Origin of the sequence: Burkholderia sp. AcTa6-5 (assembly GCF_017815075.1) — a bacterium.
In the GTDB taxonomy this organism is placed as follows: domain Bacteria; phylum Pseudomonadota; class Gammaproteobacteria; order Burkholderiales; family Burkholderiaceae; genus Burkholderia; species Burkholderia sola.
Map to the genome: position 1 here is coordinate 17,681 of NZ_JAGIQE010000026.1, position 18,232 is coordinate 35,912.

Sequence of the window (18,232 nt, forward strand, 5' to 3'; positions counted from 1 at the left end):
CCGATGTGGGCCGGGCGTGCTTGTATCGGCCGCGATCGCCCGCCGGACGGGCTGGAAGCGGGTTCGGGCCGGTTGTCGCACGGGGCGGGCGGTGGGCGCGCCGCGGGCGGTCGGCGCCGCGGTGGAAAGGACGAAAAAAGGGGCACGGTCGGAATCAAATGCCGGGGTGCCAGCAGGGAGAATCGCGGAAGGAAAGTGCGGCCCGAATGAGGCAGAAGAGGATCTATGTGCGTCGACAGGGCGCCTACCGCCACCCGATCAACACCCGCCCCATCGCATCGACCCCCATGTCGAACAGGTGCGACACGAACGGCACGAGGTTCGGGATCATCAGTTGCACGAGCAACAGCCCGACGATCAGCGTGACGGGAAAGCCGATCTGGTACATGCCGATCTGCGGCGCCGCGCGGTTCAGGATGCCAAGCGCGAGGTTCGCGATCAGCAGCGCCACGACCACCGGCAGCGACAGCAGCAGCCCCATCTCGAACACGGTCGCGCCGAACGCGGCAAGCGTGCGCCAGCCCGGCGCGTGCAGCAGCTCGCCCGACACCGGCAGCGACTGGAACGACGCGGCGAGCGCGGCGAATACCTGCAGGTGGCCGTCCACGGCGAGGAACGCGAGCATCGCGACCGCGTTCAGGAACCGACCCATCGCGGGCGTCGCGCCGTTCGAATGCGGATCGAAGAAGGTCGCGAAGCCGAGCCCCATCGACAGCCCGATGAAGTCGCCGGCCGCTTCGACGGCCGCGAACACGAGCTGCATCGTGAAACCCATCGCGACGCCGATCAGGAATTGCGTGACGAGGATCCAGATGCCCTGCGCGGAGAACACGGTGACGTCCGGCATCGCGCCGAGCGTCGGCGCGACGACCAGCGCCATGAATGCGGCCACGCCGATCTTCACGCGCACCGGCACCGCCGCGTGGCCGACCATGGGCGCCGTCGCGACGAGCGCGAGCATCCGCACGAACGGCCACAGGAAAGCCGTCAGCCAGCCGTTGAGCTGCGCATAGGTGACCGAGAACATTGCGGAAAAAGCGGGCCGGGCGCGCGGCTCAGCCGGCGCCGAGCGTCGCGACGTGCAGCAGCGTCTGCCGCAGGTAGTCGAGCATCGTCGTCAGCATCCACGGGCCGGCTATCACGAGCGTTGCGGCGACCGCGAGCAGCTTCGGGATGAACGACAGCGTCGCTTCGTTGATCTGCGTCGCGGCCTGGAACAGGCTCACGACGAGGCCGACCGCGAGCGCGACCAGCAGCAGCGGGGCCGCGAGCAGCAGGCCGACCATCATCGCCTGGTGCGCCAGCGTCATCACTTGTTCGGGCGTCATCGCGCGTGTTCCTCCGCTTAACTGAAGCTCTGCGCGAGCGAGCCGATCAGCAGTTGCCAGCCGTCGACGAGCACGAACAGCATCAGCTTGAACGGCAGCGACACGGTGGACGGCGACACCATCATCATCCCCATCGACATCAGCACGCTTGCGACGACCATGTCGATGATCAGGAACGGGATGAACACCGTGAAGCCGATCTGGAAGCCGGTCTTCAGCTCGCTCGTGACGAACGCGGGCACCAGCAGCGATAGCGGCACGTCCTCGGGACCCTGCATCGGCGCGGCCTTCGAGATCTTCGCGAACAGCGCGAGATCGGTCTCGCGGGTCTGCTTCAGCATGAAGGTCTTGAACGGCGCGACGCCGCGCTGCACGGCCTGCTCCATCGGCATCGAGCCGTCGGAGAACGGCTTGTAGCCGTCGTTGTACGCGCGGTCGAGCACCGGCGACATCACGAAGAAGGTGAGGAACATCGCGAGGCCGACGAGCACCTGGTTCGGCGGCGTCGTCGCGGTGCCGAGCGCCTGGCGCAGCAGCGACAGCACGATGATGATGCGCGTGAAGCTCGTCATCATCAGCAGCATCGCCGGCAGGAACGACAGCATCGTGAGCAGCAGCATCGTCTGCACGCTCAGCGAATAGGTGGTGCCGCCGTGCGGGCCCGGGCTCGCATTGAACGCGGGCAGGCCGTTCGCCTGCGCGCACGCAAGCGCGGGCGCGAGACAGAGGATCAGCACGGGCGCGACACGCGCCGCGTGATGCAGGAATGCGTGTTTCATCGGAGTGCGGAGACGGAAAGAGGGCGCGGCGCCATGTCAGCGGTCCTTGCCGCGACCGAGGCGTTTCGCGGCTTCGCCCGCGAGCGCGTCGCGAAACCGCGCGCCGAACGTGCCGGGCAGGGTGCCGTCGGACGGGTTGCCGCCGGCGGGCGCGTCGGCCGAGGTCGACCCCGCGGTCGCGGCGGCCGCCACCGAACCGGCCGGCAGCGTATGCAGCAGGCGCACGTTGCCCGGCGCGACGCCGAGCACGAGCCAGGTGTCGCCGATCTCGACGATCGTCGCGCTTTCCTTCGCGCCGAGCCCGACGCTCGACACGACCTTCAGCGGGCCGCCGCGTCGCACGGGCTGGAAGCCGAAGCGGCGCGCGAGCCATGCGCACGCGAATACGAGGCCGATCACGACCGCGAGCCCGACGAGCGTCTGCAGCACCGCGCCGATGCCGAGCGACGGCACGGCCGAGCCGACCGTCACGCTCGACGCGATCGAACCGGCGTGGTTGACCGCGTTCATGTCGGCGGCGCCGGCCGGCGCGCACGCGAGCGGCGCGGCGGCGGCCAGCGCCGCCGCTGCGATCGCGCGGCACACGCGCCAGCCGGGCTTCACGACGTTCATCGATTCAGCTTCCGGATGCGTTCGGCGGGCGTGATGATGTCGGTGAGGCGAATACCGAACTTGTCGTTGACGACCACGACTTCGCCCTGTGCGATCAGGCAGCCGTTCACGAGCACGTCCATCGGCTCGCCGGCCATGCCGTCGAGCTCGACGACCGAGCCCTGCGCGAGCTGCAGCAGGTTGCGGATCGCGATCTTCGTGCGGCCGAGCTCCACGGTCATCTTGACCGGGATGTCGAGGATCATCTCGATGTCGTTGTGCGTCGAGCTCGCCGCGGCCTTCGACAGCGGCTGGAACACGCCGGCGCCCGTGGCGCCCACCTGCACCGGCTGCTCGTTCTGCTCGGCGAGCGCGGCCGCCCAGTCGTCGAGGCCCTGCTCTTCGTCGGCCGCGGCCGGCGCCTTCGCGTCGGCGGCCGATGCCGCGGCGGCCGACGTCGCGAGGGCCGCATCGGCCATCGCCTGCATGTCGTCGTCGGGCGTCTGGTTCAGCTCACTCATATCCACCTTCCTTCATCGAATCGCTCGCGCCGATCATCTTCTGCACGCGCAACGCATATTGACCATTGAAAATTCCGTAGCCGCATTCCATCACCGGCACGCCGTCGACCTTCGCGGTGATCGTGTCCTCGATCTCCAGCGGCAGCACGTCGCCCGCGCGCAGGTTCAGGATCTTCTCGAACGTCGCCGAGATCTCGGCGAGATTCGCGGTCAGCTCGACCTCGGCGGCCTGCACCTGCTGCGACAGCACGCGCACCCAGCGGCGGTCGACTTCGAGCGCCTCGCCCTGGATCGGCGAGCTGAGCACGTCGCGGATCGGCTCGACCATCGAGTACGGCATGCAGATGTGCAGCGTGCCGCCCGTCGGCCCGAACTCGATCGAGAACTGCGTGACGATCACGATCTCGTTCGGCGTCGCGACGTTCGCGAACTGCGTGTGCATCTCCGAGCGCACGAATTCGAACTGCAGCGGCCGCACGCTCTTCCACGCGGTCGTGTAGTGCTCGAACACGAGGTTCAGCAGCTTGCCGATGATCCGCTGCTCGGTGGCCGTGAAATCGCGGCCCTCGACGCGCGTGTGGAAGCGCCCGTCGCCGCCGAACAGGTTGTCGACGACGAAGAACACGAGGTTCGGGTCGAACACGAACAGCGACGTGCCGCGCAGCGGCTTCACGTGCACCAGGTTCAGGTTCGTCGGGATCGGCAGGTTGCGGGTGAATTCGCTGTACTTCTGCACCTTCACCTGGCTGACGGAGATTTCCGCCGTGCGCCGCATGAAGTTGAAGATGCCGATCCGCAGCAGGCGCGCGAAGCGGTCGTTGATGATCTCGAGGCCGGGCATCCGGCCGCGGACGATCCGCTCCTGCGTCGCGATGTTGTAGGGGCGGACGCCCGATGTGTCGCGCTGCTCGTCGACCGAATCGGTTTCGCCCGTGACGCCCTTGAGGAGGGCATCGACCTCCTCCTGGGACATGAACTCCTGGTGACCCATACGCGCTCCTTTTGCGGCCGCGTTACTGGACGACGAACTCGGTGAACAGCACGTCGTCGACCTTCGCGCGCTGGTTGCCCGGCTGGGTCGGCTGCTCGATCAGCTCCCGCAGCTCCTTCGCGAGCGAACGTTTGCCGTCCGGCGTCGCGAGCTCCTCGGGATGCTTGTTCGACAGCGCGAGCAGGATCCGGCTGCGGATTTCCGGCATCCGCGCGGTCAGTTGCTCCTGCGCCTTCGGGTCGGTGAGCTTCAGCGACAGGCCGACGCGCAGGTAGTGCTGCGCGCCGTCGTCGGACTGCAGGTTCACGGTCAGCGGGTCGAGCGCGAAGAACACCGGCGCGGCAAGCGGCGCCGGCTCGGCGGGCGCGCTCGGATGGCCGACGCCTGCCTTGCCCAGGAACACGTACATGCCGCCGGCGGCGGCGGCAGCCGCGCCCAGCGCGATGACGGCGATGAGCGCGATGCGCTTGAACTTGCCGGAGGAAGCCGGCTTGTCGGCGGTCGGGGTTGCAGTCGTGGCCATGTGAATGCGTGCGTGATGTCTCGTAGCATGCATTGTTCGGCATCCGGGCCGAGGCCGATGGGCGGAAAAGAGGGGGGAATTGCGGCTATCTCAGCCGATTGTCGGCCGGGCGTCGGCCGGATGTCGGCGCGATGCGGGGCAGGAACGGCGGGGGGAAACGATCGGGCGGGAGCGGGACGGCGTGCGGCCGACGGGAACCGGGCCGGCGGGCAAGGAGTGCGGCCGGCGGGCAGCGGTGCCCGCCCGCGCATCCATCGTCAGATCGGCAGCAGCGACAGCAGCGGCGCGATCAGCACCATCGCGACACCCGCGATCATCATCGTCAGGCTCGACACGACGCCTTCCTCGCTGCCGATCTCGCGCGCCTTCGCGGTGCCCACCCCGTGAGCGGCCGCGCCGAACAGCGCGCCGCGCGCGAGCCGCGTGCGCATCGGCACGAGCGCGAGCACCAGTTCGCCGAGCAGCATCCCGCAGATGCCGGTCGCGATCACGAACAGGGCCGTGAGGTCCTTCGGCGCGTGGATCTTGTCCGACACGGCGAGCGCGAACGGCGTCGACACCGAGCGCGTCATCAGCGAGCGTTGCAGCTCGGGCGACAGGTGCAGCAGCTTCGCGAGCAGCAGCGATCCGCACACGCCCGCGCCGATCCCGACCGCGACGCCGACCGACAGCGACAGCCAGTGGCGGCGGATCAGGTCGCGATAGTCGTAAATCGGCACCGCGAACGCGATCGTCGCCGGGCCGAGCAGCCACATCAGCCAGCGCGTGTCGCGGAAATAGACCGAATACGGGATGCCGGTCAGCAGCACGAGCAGCACCAGCACGCCCGGCACGAACACGAGCGGCGAGAACAGCAGCGTCTTCTTGTACGCATAGAGGCGCTTCGACGCGAAATACAGCACGATCGTCAGCACGAAGCAGCCGACGGAGATGGCGGTATTCACCCGGTCGGCGGGCAGGTTCGATAGCGCGGCGAGCATGGAAGGCTCCGGCTCAGTGCGCGATGGCGCTCAGGCGCGCGCGGCGGCGTTCGGCGAACACGCGCTGCACGGCGAGCCGGCGTTCGAGCTTCGCGGCGAGATCGACGGCGACGGCCACCGCGACCATCACGAACGCGGTGCCGGCGAGCATCACCAGCGCGATGCGCCAGCCGTCCTCGCGGAACAGCCCGCCGTACTGCACGGCCGCGACGGCGGCCGGCACGAAGAACAGCAGCATGTCGGACAGCAGCCAGTTCGCGCCGTCCTTCACCCACGCCGGTGCGACGCGGCCCGAGAACAGCAGCACGAGCAGCACCGCGAGGCCGATCACGCCGGACGGAATCGGCAGCCCAACCTTGCGCACGGCCCAGTCGACCGCCATCCACAACACGCCGAGCGCGGTGGCCTGCAGCACGATCCGGCCCGTGTGCGCGAGGCTGCCCGAAGCGGCGGGGCGGGCGGCGGCAGTGGCGGTCGGCTTGTTCATGGCGGGCTCCCTACAGGTGTTTCTGTCAATGGAGCAAGTATAGGGTTTCCCCTAACCATAAATAAAATGACTTGTCTCTATCCTTGTCATTCCAATTCGGAATTCGCTTTGAATTCAGCTGCACCAATCTGGGGAGTGATCGATGGAATTGCGCGCGCTGCGGTACTTCGTCGAGGTGGTTCGCCAGCAGAGCTTCACCGCGGCGGCCGACAAGCTGTTCGTCACGCAGCCGACCATCAGCAAGATGGTGAAGGCGCTGGAAGACGAGATCGGTTCGCCGCTGCTGCTGCGCGACGGCCGGCAGATGGTGCTGACCGACGCCGGGCGGATCGTGTTCCAGCGCGGCCAGGACGTGCTCGCCGCGCAGGCGCAGCTGCAGTCGGAGCTGAACGATCTCGGCACGCTCGGACGCGGCGAGCTGACGATCGGCATCCCGCCGCTCGGCGGTTCGCTGTTCACGCCGATCATCGCCGCGTACAAGCAGCGCTACCCGAACATCGAGCTGAAGCTGTTCGAGCAGGGCGCGCGGATGATCGAGGCGGCGCTGATGTCGGGCGAGCTGGAACTCGGCGGGCTGCTGGAGCCGGTCGATCCCGGCACGTTCGAGCGACTGCCGATGGTGCGCGCGCCGCTGTGGCTCGTCGCGCCCCGCGAGTCGCGCTGGGAGGACCACGCGGCCGTGCCGCTCGCCGATCTCGCGCGGGAATCGTTCGTGTTCTATGCGGAAAGCCTCGCGCTGCACGACGCGGTGCTGGATGCGTGCCGGCAAGCCGGTTTCACGCCGTCGATCGTGAGCCGCAGCGGCCACTGGGATTTCATGGCCGCGCTCGTGCATGCGGGCGTCGGCATCGCGCTGCTGCCCGAGCCGTATTGCCGGCGGCTCGACGCGAGCCAGTTCACGTGCCGGCCGATCGTCGAGCCGGAAATCACGTGGGCGATCGCGCTCGGCTGGCTGAAGAAGGGCTACCTGTCGCACGCGGCGCGCGCGTGGCTCGACGTCGCGCGGGCGACGCTGCCGCTCGCGCCGGCCGACGATCTGGCGTTTGGGGGATTGCGGGCGAGGGAGTGAGGCAAGGACGAGACGTTCGGCACGCTGATTTCATTCAGTGCCGTCGAATCTGTTTCGAATCGTGTCGGCGTGCAACGCATCGAAATCCTCGGGGACCCGAATCTGCCCCTTCATGAATCCGACCCGCGATACCGGAGCAAGCGTCGGTGCCGAGGCAATCGGCACGACTTTGACCAGCGGCTTGCCGTCGTTCTCGATGACGAACAGTTCACCAGAACGAATTGCGTCATCGATCAAAAGCGACAGGTTCCTTGTCGCATCACGTAGGTCATAAGTCGGCATTTCACTGTTCCGCGAGTCCGGGTCGGCCAGCTTAGCTCTTTATCTATGTGGTGGACGCCGCATGGGCGGCGTGCCGGGAACCCGAACGCGCCCCTCAATGCCCCATCGCCGGCCCCGCGCCCTTCTTCGGCTTCGTGATCCACACGAGCGCCGCGAGCGCGATGAACATCACCGCCGACAGGTGGAAGAAGTCGTTGGTCGCCATCATGAAGCCCTGCTGCGTGACGAGCTGGTTCAGCTGCGCATTGGCCGTCTGCCCGACGATGCCGAGCTGTGCGAGCGCGCCCTGGTAGTCGGTCGTGTTCTGCGCGTAGACGCTCACCGATTCCGACAGCCGCGCATGATGGTAGATCGCGTCGTTCTCCCAGAACGTCGAGCTGGCCGCGGTGCCGATCGCGCCGGACAGCGTGCGCAGGAAGTTCGACAGCCCCGACGCGCTCGCGAGCCGCTCGTCGGAGATGCTCGACAGCGTGATCGTCGTCATCGGCACGAAGAAGCACGCGACGCCGATGCCCTGCACGAGCCGCGGCAGGATCACGTGGTTGAACGGCACGTCGAGCGTAAACGTCGCGTTCCACAGCGACACGCCCGCGAACACGATGAACGCGAAGCTCGCGACCATCCGCAGGTCGAGCCGGTGCATGTTGCGCCCGATCAACGGCGACAGCACGAGCGCGAGCAGCCCGACCGGCGCGGTCGCGAGGCCGGCCTTGCCGGCCGTGTAGCCCATCACCGTCTGCAGCCACAGCGGGAAGATCACGACCGAGCCGAAAAACGCCATGAAGCCGAACGAGATGATCAGCGCGCCGAGCGCGAAGTTGCGGTCCTTGAAGAGCGTGAGGTCGACCACCGGCTCCTTCTCGGTCGCCTCCCACACGAGCATGAACGCGAGCGACACGACCGCGATCAGCGCGAGCGCGACGATGAACGACGAGTTGAACCAGTCGCGGTCCTTGCCGAGGTCGAGCATCATCTGCAGGCACGACACGCCGATCACGAGCAGCGCGAGGCCGATCGCGTCGATCCGCTGCTTCGACGTCTTCGTCTCGCGGCCGCGCAGCAGGAAGTACGCGCAGGTCGCCGAGAACACGCCGATCGGCAGGTTGATGTAGAAGATCCACGGCCACGTGTAGTTGTCGCTGATCCAGCCGCCCAGCAACGGGCCGAAGATCGGCGCGACGATCACCGTCATCGCCCATAGCCCGAGCGCGAGCCCGCGTTTCGCGGGCGGGTAGCTGCGCATCAGGATCGTTTGCGACAGCGGCACCATCGGCCCCGACACGAGGCCCTGCAGCAGCCGGAACGCGATCAGCGTCTCGAAGTTGGTCGCGAGGCCGCACAGCGCGGACGCAATCGTGAACGCGAGCACCGACAGCGTGAACAGCCGCACCTCGCCGACCCGCCGCGCGAGCCAGCCGGTCAGCGGCACCGCGATCGCGGATGCGACCGAGTACGACGAAATCACCCACGTGCCTTCGCTCGTCGCGACGCCGAGGCTGCCCGAGATGGTCGGCACCGCGACGTTCGCGATCGACGTGTCGAGCACTTCCATGAAGGTGCCGAGCGCGAGCCCGACGGTCAGCAGTGCGAGCGCGCCGCCGGTCAGCGGCGCCGGTTCGGCGGCGGGGGCGGATGCCGTGGTGGCGGACATCGGGATCTCCTAGACGCGGCGCGCGCAACGCGCCGGCGCAACGCACGGGCGCGCGACGCAGCGCGGCCCGGCCGGGTGGAATGAAAAAGGGGAAAAGCGGAGCGCGTGCCTCGTCATCTTCTGCCCAGACAGAGAAATAAGCGACTGTTTAAACCTGGACATGGGGTCTCCGCACGCATCAGCAGTCGGGTTCGTCGGGCGTCGGGCAGCCGGTCGAACCGGGCCCGTTGGCGATGAAGCGTTGCAGCAGGCCGATGAGCGTCGCGAGTTCGTCGGCCGAGAAGCCTTCGAGCTGCGCGTTCAGCACGGTCGCGACCAGCGACGGCAGCGCGCGGGCGGCTTCGATGCCGCGCTCGGTCAGCGTCAGCTCGATCATCCGGCGGTCCTGCTCGCTGCGCGCACGCGCGATCAGCCCCTTGCGTTCGAGCCGATCGAGCATGCGCGTCATCGACCCGCTGTCGTACGACATCTTGCGCGACAGCTCGAACGGCGTACGCGCGTAGCCGCGCGACAGCAGCAGGATCACGCCGATCTGCTGCGCGGTGAGGTCGAGCGGCTCGAGCGCGCGATCCATCCGCTCGACGAGCGCCTGCTTCGCCTTCGACAGGTAATAGCCGAGGCTCGTTTCCAGCGCGATGTTCTCGGGATCGTAGAGGCCGCCGGTCATACGATTGCGCGCGCAGCAATAGTGCGTTTCGGGTTTGAACGCGCCCAGTATCTTGAAAAATGATTGCTTAGTCAATATTATTTGAGTCAACCAGTTACGACGTGCATGTTGCACTGCCGGAGATGATGTTCTGACCGATTGGCCCGCGCTGCCGGGCACCCCGAGGATGTTCGCGATGCTGTTCCTGAAAAATGCCGCCGGCGCGCTGCGCCGCAACCTGACCGATACCGCTCATCATGTGTTCTCCGGGCCGCACCGCGGCTGGAAGATCGCGCTGTACGTGACGATGCTGGTCGTGCCGGGCGGCTCGCTCGCGGCGCTCGGGTTCGCATGGTTCGATCATCGCCGGCAGCGCAACGCGAAGGGCGGCGCCCGCCGCACGAGCCAGCCGGCCGCAACCGAGCCGTCGACATGGCGGGCCGCCGCCGAGCCCGTCCCGGTGCCCGCGCGCTGCCACTGACGTCGCAGCGCTCTCACGCTCCACACTATCCCGCCTGATCGCCGGCCGCGTCACGCGTGACCGGCGTCGTATGCCCGGTCGCACGTCCGTTTTCCCGCAAGCGAGCCGTAATGGCCGGTAAACCGGCCGGCCGCGCCGGTAACACATCCGGGCCGCCGTGCACCGTACCCTTAGGGCTGCGCAGCTTTTCCGCCGTCAGTTACCATTTGTCCGCCAGCGGCACGACGACCGCATCGCGCGACGCCGCTCGCCGGCCGTCACGCCCAGACAGGAAAACCACCATGCCGTACGCCCCCCTCCCGCGCGCCGTTCGCCCGCTGAGCGCCGCCGTCGCCATTGCGACGGCCGTGCTGCTCGCCGGCTGCGCCGTCGGGCCCGACTATCACCGGCCCGACACGTCGATCCCCGCCGCCTTCAAGGAAGCGCCGGCCGGCTGGAAAGTCGCGCAGCCCGCCGATCGTGCCGACCGCGGCGCCTGGTGGACGGTCTACAACGATCGGCAGCTCGATGCGCTGATCGGCAAGCTCAACGCGTCGAACCAGACCATCGCGCAATCGGCGGCCGCCTACCGGCAGGCGCGCGCGCTCGTCACCGAGGCGCGCGCCGCGTATTTCCCGACCGTCGGGCTGACCGCATCGGGCTCGCGCGCGCGGTCGCCGCGCACGTCGCTGTCGTCGGGTTCGTCGTCGAATTTCGGCAGCGGGTCGACCGGGTCGATCAACAACAGCTACAGCGTCGGCCTCGACGCCAGTTGGGAACCCGACCTGTGGGGCAAGGTGAGCCGCACCGTCAGCGCGCAGCGCGCCGGCGAAGCGGCCGCCGCGGCCGATCTCGCGAACGCGCGGCTGTCGCAGCAGGCGCTGCTCGCGCAGACCTATTTCCAGTTGCGCACGTCCGATGCGCTGCAAAAGCTGCTCGACGACACCGTGAAGTCGTACGAACGCTCGCTGCAGCTCACGCAGAACCAGTACGCGCAGGGCGTCGCCGCGCGCGCGGACGTGATCCAGGCGCAGACGCAACTGCAGAGCGCGCAGGCCGCGCAGATCGACAACGGCGTCGCCCGCGCGCAGTACGAGCATGCGATCGCGACGCTGATCGGCGAGCCCGCGTCGACCTTCTCGCTGCCGCCGACCCCGCTCGCGGCCGAGCCGCCGATCACGCCGGTCGACGTGCCGTCCACGATCCTCGAGCGCCGGCCCGACGTCGCGGCGGCCGAGCGCCGCGCGGCGGCCGCGAACGAGCAGATCGGCGTCGCGATCGCCGCGTTCTTCCCCACGCTGACGCTGTCGGCCACCGGCGGCTTCCAGAGCTCGGTGTGGTCGCAACTGTTCACGCTGCCGGCGCGCTTCTGGACGGTCGGCCCGCAGCTTGCGGCCACGCTGTTCGACGCGGGGCTGCGCGCCGCGCAGACCGACGCCGCGCGCGCGACCTACGACCAGGACGTCGCCGCCTATCGCCTCGCGGTGCTGACCGCGTTTCAGGACGTCGAGGACAACCTTGCGTCGCAGCGGATCCTCGCGCAGGAAATCGACGTGCAGCGGCAGGCCGTCGACAGCGCCGAGCACGCGCTCGCGATCGTCACGAACCAGTACAAGGCGGGCACGGTCGCGTATCTGAACGTACTGAACGCGCAAACCACCGCGTTCACCGCGCAGCAGAAGCTCGCGACGATCGCCGGGCAGCGGATGGTGTCGTCGGTCGGGCTCGTGAAGGCGCTCGGCGGCGGCTGGGACGTATCGGAGATGGCGCGCGAGAACGGCGACATGGCGGCGCCGGCGCCTGTGCCGGCATCCGCGAGCAGTGCGGCGGCCACACCGATCGCCCAGAAATGAAAGTCACGCTCGATCGAACGACTGCATGCCAAATCGCTTGGCAAAAGAATGGCGAATGGGCATCTTTCGTTCAAGTCCTAAAAACTGCTAATGGAATTTAGCAAACAACAGTTAAAACTTGATTTTTGTCGACTTCCAAATATCTCAAAATAAAATCTTTGAACTTATTAAAGGCGCAGCTTACGAATTCACTGCATCGACACCACGATGCGAATTCACCCTTAATAAGGAAACGACTAAAATGATCGCAAATATCGGAGAAAAGTGCCCGCAGGGCGGTACGTGGCATCCTGTTGGAAATCCGAATGACACACGCTCCATCGGTATCGGCAATATCATGCCGCCCACGCCTAATGGCGAACGGCACTGGGTTCTGAAAACGCCGACGGGCGACAAGTAAGTTGTGTGGGCCGGCTTTGCCGGCCCTTCGTTTCATTATCCGGCGCCGTGATATTCAAATCGATGACGGGGCAGGCATATTGCAATCCCGCAGGCGGTGGTTTCAGTAAAGATCATTCCAGCCGATTGCACGTTTGTGCGTGCTTGAACGCACCGCGCACAATCAGCGCTGCGCGTCGCCGAAGATCAGCGAAACCTGGTTGTTGCCGATCGGGTGGCCGAGCAGATTCAGCAGCCCGGCGAGGTTCGCCTGCTGCTCGGGCGCCGCATGCGCGGTCCCGCGAAACGATCCCTGGCCGGGGCCGAAGCTGCCGTGCCCGTCGAGAAACAGCGGGCCCTGCGTCGTCGACAGGTCGAGATCGGCGCCCGCGCCCTTCGCCTGCAATACCGCGCGGTACGAACCGAGCGGCTTCACGCGCGACACGCGCGAACTCATCGAATCGATCGTCACCGTCAACTGGCCGAACGCGTTGTTGCCGATGAGCCGCCAGTCGCTCCAGCCGAGCCGCACGTCGCCCTGCAGGTCGAGCGTGTTGAACGGCGTGCCGAGCCCCGCGAGCAGCGACGCGGGCACCGCCATCGTGCCCGCCGACAGCACCGCGCCGCGCCACGTCGCATCGAGCGTGACCGCATCGGGCATCGCTTCCGTCTGCCGCAGGCGCATCTGCACGCGCCCGGTCAGCAGCGGCCAGAAGCGCGTGGTCCATTCGACCCGTCCCGGCAGCAGCGTCGCCGCGCTCTGGTCGGCGCCCGGCGCGAGCATCAGCGTGCCCGAGCCGTGCCACAGCGACCCGTCCGGATCGACGAGATTCACGTGACCGCCGGTCGCCCGCGCGAACTGCGGCGCGATCCACGCGGCCGGCGCGAGCGCGACGAGCGTCACCGCCGTCGCCACGCCGCCCGCCAGCACCCATGGCAACACGGCGACGAGCCGTCTCGCCCACGGCCGCATCGGCCGGCCTTCGTTTGCGTCATCCACTGCGGTCATCTATTTCTGGACGGAAGGCTGCATCACGGCCGTCAGGTCCACCTGGCCGTCTTCCTTCAGCGCCGTGGCATGCGCTTCGCCGACCTGCACCTTGAACTGCCGGCGCGCATCGTCGAGCCACTGGGTCCATGCCGGGAACGACACGTTCTTCATCTGGATCTGCACGCCATTGCCGACGATCTGCACCTGCGCGCCCTGCAGCCCGTGATCGGACAGCGACGCGGTCAGCGCATCCTTCAGCGCGAGGCCGGTCGGCGCGACGCCCTGCGCGGCAGCCGACAGCGATTTCGCCTCGTTCGCCTGCGCGGTCATCTGCGCGAGTTCGTGACGCATCGTCGGCAGCGCGCGCTGGATTCGCGCACGGCCTTCCTGCGCGGGCGACCACAGCACCGAATACGCGATCGCGACGGCCAGCACGGCGCCGCCCCAGCCGAGCAGCATCTTCTCGCGCGGCGAGCGCTCGCCCCAGAACTGGGCCAGCGTCTGGTTCAGTTGTTCGGTTTTCATGAGCGGCTCCGGATCGTCCATTTGCCCGTGTTGCTGTCGACTTCGCCGGACAGTCCGTTACGCGCGAGGCGCTGCGTGAAATCGGGATCGACCTTGACCTCCGGCTTGAAGCCGACGTCGAGCCGCCGGTCGTGATAGTCGAGCGACGCGATGCCATTCAGCGGCAGCGCACCCATCGAGCGCGCCAGGCCGCTCGACAGCGCGAGGAAATCATTCGGCGACAGCTCGCCGGCAGCCAGCCGAAGCTGGTCGAGCTGGCGTTGCATCTGCGCGGGCGGGTCGAGCACGGTGGTCGTCTTCGGAAAGGCAGACAGCAGCGTCTCGGTGATCTGCGCGGACAGCGCATCGCGCTCGCGCGACAGCTTCCACCAGTGCACGTTCATCCCGATCACCGCGACGCCGAGCGTCGCCGCCGCGAGCGCGATCGGCACGCGCAGGCGCTTGAGCGTCGCGCGGTCGAAGCGCCACGGCTGCGATTCGAACTCGAATTGGCACAGATCGAATTTCTCGGTCAGCGCCCGGCGCGCGAACGTATCGAACGACAGCGGCGCGGCGCCCGGCAGCAGCGGCGCGTCCGTGCGGCCGACCGACGCGAGCCGCGGCTCCGCGCCCGGCTCACCGAGTTCGTACAGCTCGATGTCGCCGCCGCCCGCGAGCGCGGCCAGCGTGCCGGCGGCGCGCGACGCGGGCGCCGCGAAGCCTTCGCCGAGCGCACCGCGCGCGACCGCCAGCTCGAGGCGCGGCGCACCGGCCGCGGCCGGCAGCGCGCCGGCTTCGACGAGCACCGGCTCGACCGCCGTCGCGAGCCCGAGCACCGCGGCGACCGTCGCCGGGCGGGCAGCCGGCTCGGCGACGTCCGCGACGAGCGCGGCGGCGTCGGCGGGATCGCCGCCGGCCGGCACGACGGATGCGGCGTCGGCCGACGCGCGCGGCGCCGGCAGGCAGCGGGTCGCGGGCACCGCGCTCAGGTGCCGGTGGCCGGCCGCGGTAAACGCGTCGCAGATCGTGCGGAACCACGCGCGATCGACGACGGCCAGCACGCGGCGCCCGTCGGGCAGCGGGGCCGGATCGAGCGCGATATGGCAGCCGAGCGGATCCTGGATCAGCTGATCCTCGACGATGTTGGGCAGGGCCTGGCGCAGCTTCGGCCCCTTCAGCGGCGGCACGGTCGCGGCCAGCAGCAGCACGTCGCGCGCGGCGACGATCAGCACCGTCGCGTTCGCGCGCGGCAGCAGCGCGAGCGCGGCGCGGCCCGCGCGCTGCACGTGGCCGGCCTTGTCGACGAGCGTGAACGGCAGCTCGGGCCACTGCCATCCCTGCAACGGCACGGCAGGCTCGCGCGGCGGCAAAGAAACAATCAACGTGCTCACAAGAGCTCCTCTCCCGATTGGCGTCGTTATAGCTGGTCGCGGATGCGCACGACCCGCGTCGAGTGCGTGGTCGGATCACGATACACGAGCGAGGTGCGATCGACCTCCGCGCGTTCGTGCTGGATCCGGCCATGCACGATGAAATAGCTCGAATTGACGTCGACGAGGCTCGAGTCGATCGTCACGTTCGGCGGCGCGCCGGCGCCGCGCAGCGCGAGCTGCACGTCGCCGACGTTGCGGAAAAACACCGTCTCGCGGCGCGCCACGAGCGCCTGCGCGGACGACACGCTCATCCCCGGTATCAGCGCGGCGATCACTTCGGCCGGCGCGGTATTCATGTTCACGGGCGTCGTGGTCGGCAGCACGGTGACGAACGGGCGCAGCCGCGCGACCATCTCGGGCGTCACGCCGTCGACGTCGAGCAGGCTGTCGACGCGCGTCATCATCAGCGGCGCGGGCCCGCGGTCGCCGCCGGCCATCCCCGGATCGTCGGTGAAGCCGCTGCCCTGCATGTCGCCGCTCGTCACCGGTGCGGTCGCGGCGGTCGCGGCGGTCCCGCCGCCGCCGGGCAGGTTCGGCATCTGGAACCGCGTGGCCGAATGCAGCAGCCCCGCACGCACCTGCAGCGCGATGCGCTTCGCGAATGCGCTGTCGTAGCCGAGCGTCGTCAGCAGGCGCTGGAACGCCTGCATCTGCGTGACGTTCAGCTGCAGCACGCCGGGCGCCGGCGACGACACGAGGTTGCGCAGGTTGAACTTCGCCTGCGCATCCTCGATCGAGCCGGACAGATAGGTGTCTTCGGCGTCCGTGTCGTTGGGCGCGCCGATGCGGCCGAGGAAATCCGACAGCTTCGTCTTCGCGATCGGCACGCCCCAGATCCCGCCGAGATACGTGATGCCGGGCGCCGTATCGCCTTCGGAGCGCAGGATCATCCGCGTCCAGTCGAGCGCGCCGCGCGCGACCCACTGTGCCTGCGCGATTACCCGCTGGTTCTCGATGCGGCGAATCTGCACCTGCTGGCGCCACAGCATCCCCGACACGAGGATCGCCGACAGCGCGACCACGAGCAGCGCGGTGATGATCGCGGCGCCGCGCTGGCGGCGGGCCCGGATTCGACGGGAAGGGCGCGCACGCATCGTCATTCCCCGACGAGGAAGATGCGCGTGACCGGCACGCGCAGCGACGTCGCGCCGATGCTGACCTGCAGCCCGGTCACCGCGCGCGCCGGCGGCGCGTTGCCGATCTGCGGCACCTTCAGCGCGTCGTTGTTCTGTGCGAGCGCTTCGTCGGCCGTCTGCAGGTTGGTGGTCCAGCCCACGCGCGGCACGTACAGCTTCGCGTCGATCGCGCCGACGCCGCCCATCAGCGCGACCCAGCTCCAGCCTTCGACGCTGCTGTCCTTCAGCACGGTGCGCAGCCGGTTCGTGTCGTCGATCGGCGGCGATGCATAGCGCACGACGCGCCCGCCGGCGATCCGGTAGCGGACCACCTGCAGCCGCGGCGCGACGCCCGGCACGTCGAGTTCGCGCACGATCTGCAGCGTATTGCCGGCGACGCCGATCGCCGGCTGGCCGGCCTCGTCGTCGGTCGCGGCGAGCCGCGCGTCGATGCGCATCTGGTCGAACATCTGCGCGAACACGCGCTCGTCTTCCATCGCGGCCGCGACCTTGTCGCGACCGCGCATGATCTGGTCGAGCCCGCGCCATGCGAGGATCGCGACCACCGCGAGAATCGCGATCGCGATCATCAGCTCGATCAGCGTGAAGCCGCGGGCGAGGCGGGCGGCACGGGTGGACGGGCGTCGCATCGGCGCGTCAGAGCGGACGGCTGGTTTCATTCGCGACCACCGTCACCATCTGCGCGAGCACGCCGGCACGGCCGGGCGTGCTCACCGAAATCCGCACGCGCCGGAACACCGGGTTCGGCGTGGTGCTCACGCGCTGCGTGCAGACGAGCTGCACGTTGCCTTGCGAGCAGTCGAAGCTCTGCTCCCCGACTTCCGGCCACGCATGCGTGAGCCGCAGCTGCGCAAGCGCGTTGTCGGCGCTCCAGCCGGCGAGCAGCCGGCGATGCAGGTCGGACGCGTTGCTCGCCATCGTGCCGACCGCGCGGATCGACGCGGCGAGCGCGACCGCGATGATCGCGAGCGCGACCAGCACCTCGATCATCGTGAAGCCGCGGGCGGAGGAAACGGGGAAGGGCAGGCGACGACGCATCGTCATTGCACCTCGTAGCGACCGTTGCCGGTGCCGACGATCGTCGCGCTGCCGGCGGCCGAATGCAGCGTCACGCGCACCGGCGTGTCGATGCTCTCGGTGCCGAACACGACGCGGTTCGCGCGCGTGTCCGACCCCGGGTAATCGATGTCCGCGCCGGTGACGCCGCCGTCCCAGTCGCGCGGGCGCAGCACGTCGTCGCGCAACGTGCGCCAGCCGTCGGGCGAGCTCACGTCGAACTGGAAACCGTGCGCGGTTGGCTGCCACGCGATCGGCCGCGCGCGCACCTGCGCTTCGTCGCCGGCCGTCTCGAACAGCAGCGCGATCCGCTGCGCTTCCTCGCGCAGGTCGGTGCGCGGATTGCGCGTCAACGACAGCGACGCGAGCGACACGAGCAACCCCGCGATCACGAGCACGACCAGCATTTCGAGCAGCGTGAAGCCGCGCCCGCGACGGCGCGCCGCGCGGGGCTTCATCAAGCCGCCATCGGCACCTGCCGGTACGGACGGCACCGCACCGCGACGCACGCGGCAATCGCGGCCGCAGCGGGAGGTCGTGCGAATGGCGAGCATGAAGAACGGAATGAAACGT

At 68.5% G+C, this 18,232-nt stretch carries 23 protein-coding genes; 4 read left to right on the forward strand and 19 right to left on the reverse strand.

Features of this window, described 5'->3' with window-relative positions:
• Window positions 1-244: 244 nt before the first annotated feature.
• From fliR to J8I33_RS27820, 9 genes are all read right to left on the reverse strand, one after another.
• Window positions 245-1,027, reverse strand: a complete 783-nt coding sequence (gene fliR / locus J8I33_RS27780; protein WP_124555729.1) for a flagellar biosynthetic protein FliR — start codon at window positions 1,025-1,027, stop codon at window positions 245-247.
• A gap of 28 nt (window positions 1,028-1,055) precedes the next feature.
• The gene (gene fliQ / locus J8I33_RS27785; RefSeq protein ID WP_006401718.1) at window positions 1,056-1,328 is read right to left on the reverse strand and encodes a flagellar biosynthesis protein FliQ; all 273 of its coding nucleotides are present in this window, start codon (window positions 1,326-1,328) and stop codon (window positions 1,056-1,058) included.
• Between the two features lie 17 nt (window positions 1,329-1,345).
• Complete coding sequence (fliP, locus tag J8I33_RS27790) at window positions 1,346-2,107, reverse strand: flagellar type III secretion system pore protein FliP (protein WP_124555730.1); 762 nt, start codon at window positions 2,105-2,107, stop codon at window positions 1,346-1,348.
• Window positions 2,108-2,143: 36 nt separating this feature from the next.
• Window positions 2,144-2,719 (reverse strand): flagellar biosynthetic protein FliO, encoded by a 576-nt coding sequence (gene fliO, locus J8I33_RS27795; RefSeq protein ID WP_209926229.1) that lies wholly within the window; start codon window positions 2,717-2,719, stop codon window positions 2,144-2,146.
• On the reverse strand, window positions 2,716-3,219 hold the full coding sequence (gene fliN, locus J8I33_RS27800; protein WP_209939499.1) for a flagellar motor switch protein FliN: 504 nt from the start codon (window positions 3,217-3,219) through the stop codon (window positions 2,716-2,718). Before fliN ends, fliO begins: the two co-directional genes overlap by 4 nt.
• Entirely contained in the window at window positions 3,212-4,210 is a 999-nt protein-coding gene (gene fliM / locus J8I33_RS27805; RefSeq protein WP_050015744.1) for a flagellar motor switch protein FliM, read from the reverse strand. Before fliM ends, fliN begins: the two co-directional genes overlap by 8 nt.
• A 22-nt stretch (window positions 4,211-4,232) precedes the next feature.
• Window positions 4,233-4,733, reverse strand: coding sequence for a flagellar basal body-associated protein FliL (fliL, locus tag J8I33_RS27810; protein ID WP_179233119.1), 501 nt, complete (start codon window positions 4,731-4,733; stop codon window positions 4,233-4,235).
• A gap of 257 nt (window positions 4,734-4,990) precedes the next feature.
• Window positions 4,991-5,713 (reverse strand): LrgB family protein, encoded by a 723-nt coding sequence (locus J8I33_RS27815; RefSeq protein ID WP_050015748.1) that lies wholly within the window; start codon window positions 5,711-5,713, stop codon window positions 4,991-4,993.
• A 13-nt stretch (window positions 5,714-5,726) separates the two neighbouring features.
• Complete coding sequence (locus J8I33_RS27820) at window positions 5,727-6,200, reverse strand: CidA/LrgA family protein (protein WP_050015750.1); 474 nt, start codon at window positions 6,198-6,200, stop codon at window positions 5,727-5,729.
• A gap of 142 nt (window positions 6,201-6,342) precedes the next feature.
• Here J8I33_RS27820 and J8I33_RS27825 point away from each other — a divergent pair, with 142 nt between their 5' ends.
• Window positions 6,343-7,269 carry a LysR family transcriptional regulator gene (locus J8I33_RS27825; RefSeq protein ID WP_089488012.1) on the forward strand — a complete coding sequence of 309 codons (927 nt, stop codon included), beginning with the start codon at window positions 6,343-6,345 and terminating at the stop codon, window positions 7,267-7,269.
• A 30-nt stretch (window positions 7,270-7,299) separates the two neighbouring features.
• On the opposite strand, the gene J8I33_RS27830 is transcribed toward J8I33_RS27825, so the two are convergent.
• The 3 genes from J8I33_RS27830 to J8I33_RS27840 form a co-directional block, all read right to left on the reverse strand.
• Window positions 7,300-7,551: a prevent-host-death protein gene (locus tag J8I33_RS27830; RefSeq protein ID WP_209926227.1), complete on the reverse strand. Its 252-nt coding sequence runs from the start codon at window positions 7,549-7,551 to the stop codon at window positions 7,300-7,302.
• Between the two features lie 94 nt (window positions 7,552-7,645).
• On the reverse strand, window positions 7,646-9,202 hold the full coding sequence (locus J8I33_RS27835) for a DHA2 family efflux MFS transporter permease subunit (protein ID WP_050015755.1): 1,557 nt from the start codon (window positions 9,200-9,202) through the stop codon (window positions 7,646-7,648).
• A 178-nt stretch (window positions 9,203-9,380) separates the two neighbouring features.
• A complete protein-coding gene (locus J8I33_RS27840) occupies window positions 9,381-9,869 on the reverse strand; it encodes a MarR family transcriptional regulator (RefSeq protein ID WP_050015756.1) in 489 nt (162 codons plus the stop codon).
• Between the two features lie 175 nt (window positions 9,870-10,044).
• Here J8I33_RS27840 and J8I33_RS27845 point away from each other — a divergent pair, with 175 nt between their 5' ends.
• The 3 genes from J8I33_RS27845 to J8I33_RS27855 all read left to right on the forward strand — a co-directional run bounded on the left by J8I33_RS27845 (window position 10,045) and on the right by J8I33_RS27855 (window position 12,561).
• Window positions 10,045-10,329 (forward strand): multidrug ABC transporter ATPase, encoded by a 285-nt coding sequence (locus J8I33_RS27845; protein WP_089488069.1) that lies wholly within the window; start codon window positions 10,045-10,047, stop codon window positions 10,327-10,329.
• Between the two features lie 281 nt (window positions 10,330-10,610).
• On the forward strand, window positions 10,611-12,161 hold the full coding sequence (locus J8I33_RS27850) for an efflux transporter outer membrane subunit (protein WP_209939500.1): 1,551 nt from the start codon (window positions 10,611-10,613) through the stop codon (window positions 12,159-12,161).
• Window positions 12,162-12,402: 241 nt separating this feature from the next.
• Window positions 12,403-12,561 carry a hypothetical protein gene (locus tag J8I33_RS27855; RefSeq protein WP_166741970.1) on the forward strand — a complete coding sequence of 53 codons (159 nt, stop codon included), beginning with the start codon at window positions 12,403-12,405 and terminating at the stop codon, window positions 12,559-12,561.
• A 162-nt stretch (window positions 12,562-12,723) separates the two neighbouring features.
• On the opposite strand, the gene J8I33_RS27860 is transcribed toward J8I33_RS27855, so the two are convergent.
• The 7 genes from J8I33_RS27860 to J8I33_RS27890 are packed head-to-tail and all read right to left on the reverse strand — an operon-like array spanning window position 12,724 to window position 18,213.
• On the reverse strand, window positions 12,724-13,512 hold the full coding sequence (locus tag J8I33_RS27860; RefSeq protein ID WP_050015762.1) for a type II secretion system protein N: 789 nt from the start codon (window positions 13,510-13,512) through the stop codon (window positions 12,724-12,726).
• Window positions 13,513-13,548: 36 nt separating this feature from the next.
• Window positions 13,549-14,055, reverse strand: a complete 507-nt coding sequence (locus J8I33_RS27865) for a type II secretion system protein M (protein ID WP_050015768.1) — start codon at window positions 14,053-14,055, stop codon at window positions 13,549-13,551.
• On the reverse strand, window positions 14,052-15,425 hold the full coding sequence (gspL, locus tag J8I33_RS27870; protein ID WP_209939501.1) for a type II secretion system protein GspL: 1,374 nt from the start codon (window positions 15,423-15,425) through the stop codon (window positions 14,052-14,054). Before gspL ends, J8I33_RS27865 begins: the two co-directional genes overlap by 4 nt.
• A 26-nt stretch (window positions 15,426-15,451) precedes the next feature.
• The gene (gspK, locus tag J8I33_RS27875; protein WP_050016009.1) at window positions 15,452-16,561 is read right to left on the reverse strand and encodes a type II secretion system minor pseudopilin GspK; all 1,110 of its coding nucleotides are present in this window, start codon (window positions 16,559-16,561) and stop codon (window positions 15,452-15,454) included.
• 2 nt (window positions 16,562-16,563) lie between these two features.
• Window positions 16,564-17,262, reverse strand: coding sequence for a prepilin-type N-terminal cleavage/methylation domain-containing protein (locus J8I33_RS27880; RefSeq protein ID WP_209926224.1), 699 nt, complete (start codon window positions 17,260-17,262; stop codon window positions 16,564-16,566).
• Window positions 17,240-17,641 carry a type II secretion system minor pseudopilin GspI gene (gspI, locus tag J8I33_RS27885; RefSeq protein ID WP_060733874.1) on the reverse strand — a complete coding sequence of 134 codons (402 nt, stop codon included), beginning with the start codon at window positions 17,639-17,641 and terminating at the stop codon, window positions 17,240-17,242. Before gspI ends, J8I33_RS27880 begins: the two co-directional genes overlap by 23 nt.
• A 2-nt stretch (window positions 17,642-17,643) precedes the next feature.
• Window positions 17,644-18,213: a GspH/FimT family pseudopilin gene (locus J8I33_RS27890; RefSeq protein ID WP_124594462.1), complete on the reverse strand. Its 570-nt coding sequence runs from the start codon at window positions 18,211-18,213 to the stop codon at window positions 17,644-17,646.
• Between the last annotated feature and the right edge of the window lie 19 nt (window positions 18,214-18,232).

Bases quoted from the DNA above. Each gene is read 5' to 3' on its own strand.
- fliN (WP_209939499.1), bottom strand. From the start codon at position 3,219: ATGAGTGAGCTGAACCAGACGCCCGACGACGACATGCAGGCGATGGCC.
- gspI (WP_060733874.1), bottom strand. From the start codon at position 17,641: ATGCGTCGTCGCCTGCCCTTCCCCGTTTCCTCCGCCCGCGGCTTCACG.
- J8I33_RS27840 (WP_050015756.1), bottom strand. From the start codon at position 9,869: ATGACCGGCGGCCTCTACGATCCCGAGAACATCGCGCTGGAAACGAGC.
- J8I33_RS27890 (WP_124594462.1), bottom strand. From the start codon at position 18,213: ATGCTCGCCATTCGCACGACCTCCCGCTGCGGCCGCGATTGCCGCGTG.
- fliL (WP_179233119.1), bottom strand. From the start codon at position 4,733: ATGGCCACGACTGCAACCCCGACCGCCGACAAGCCGGCTTCCTCCGGC.
- J8I33_RS27865 (WP_050015768.1), bottom strand. From the start codon at position 14,055: ATGAAAACCGAACAACTGAACCAGACGCTGGCCCAGTTCTGGGGCGAG.
- J8I33_RS27835 (WP_050015755.1), bottom strand. From the start codon at position 9,202: ATGTCCGCCACCACGGCATCCGCCCCCGCCGCCGAACCGGCGCCGCTG.
- fliM (WP_050015744.1), bottom strand. From the start codon at position 4,210: ATGGGTCACCAGGAGTTCATGTCCCAGGAGGAGGTCGATGCCCTCCTC.
- fliQ (WP_006401718.1), bottom strand. From the start codon at position 1,328: ATGACGCCCGAACAAGTGATGACGCTGGCGCACCAGGCGATGATGGTC.
- gspK (WP_050016009.1), bottom strand. From the start codon at position 16,561: ATGCGTGCGCGCCCTTCCCGTCGAATCCGGGCCCGCCGCCAGCGCGGC.
- J8I33_RS27860 (WP_050015762.1), bottom strand. From the start codon at position 13,512: ATGCGGCCGTGGGCGAGACGGCTCGTCGCCGTGTTGCCATGGGTGCTG.
- fliP (WP_124555730.1), bottom strand. From the start codon at position 2,107: ATGAAACACGCATTCCTGCATCACGCGGCGCGTGTCGCGCCCGTGCTG.
- J8I33_RS27855 (WP_166741970.1), top strand. From the start codon at position 12,403: ATGATCGCAAATATCGGAGAAAAGTGCCCGCAGGGCGGTACGTGGCAT.
- J8I33_RS27825 (WP_089488012.1), top strand. From the start codon at position 6,343: ATGGAATTGCGCGCGCTGCGGTACTTCGTCGAGGTGGTTCGCCAGCAG.
- fliR (WP_124555729.1), bottom strand. From the start codon at position 1,027: ATGTTCTCGGTCACCTATGCGCAGCTCAACGGCTGGCTGACGGCTTTC.
- J8I33_RS27845 (WP_089488069.1), top strand. From the start codon at position 10,045: ATGCTGTTCCTGAAAAATGCCGCCGGCGCGCTGCGCCGCAACCTGACC.
- J8I33_RS27830 (WP_209926227.1), bottom strand. From the start codon at position 7,551: ATGCCGACTTATGACCTACGTGATGCGACAAGGAACCTGTCGCTTTTG.
- J8I33_RS27850 (WP_209939500.1), top strand. From the start codon at position 10,611: ATGCCGTACGCCCCCCTCCCGCGCGCCGTTCGCCCGCTGAGCGCCGCC.
- J8I33_RS27880 (WP_209926224.1), bottom strand. From the start codon at position 17,262: ATGAAACCAGCCGTCCGCTCTGACGCGCCGATGCGACGCCCGTCCACC.
- fliO (WP_209926229.1), bottom strand. From the start codon at position 2,719: ATGAACGTCGTGAAGCCCGGCTGGCGCGTGTGCCGCGCGATCGCAGCG.
- J8I33_RS27820 (WP_050015750.1), bottom strand. From the start codon at position 6,200: ATGAACAAGCCGACCGCCACTGCCGCCGCCCGCCCCGCCGCTTCGGGC.
- J8I33_RS27815 (WP_050015748.1), bottom strand. From the start codon at position 5,713: ATGCTCGCCGCGCTATCGAACCTGCCCGCCGACCGGGTGAATACCGCC.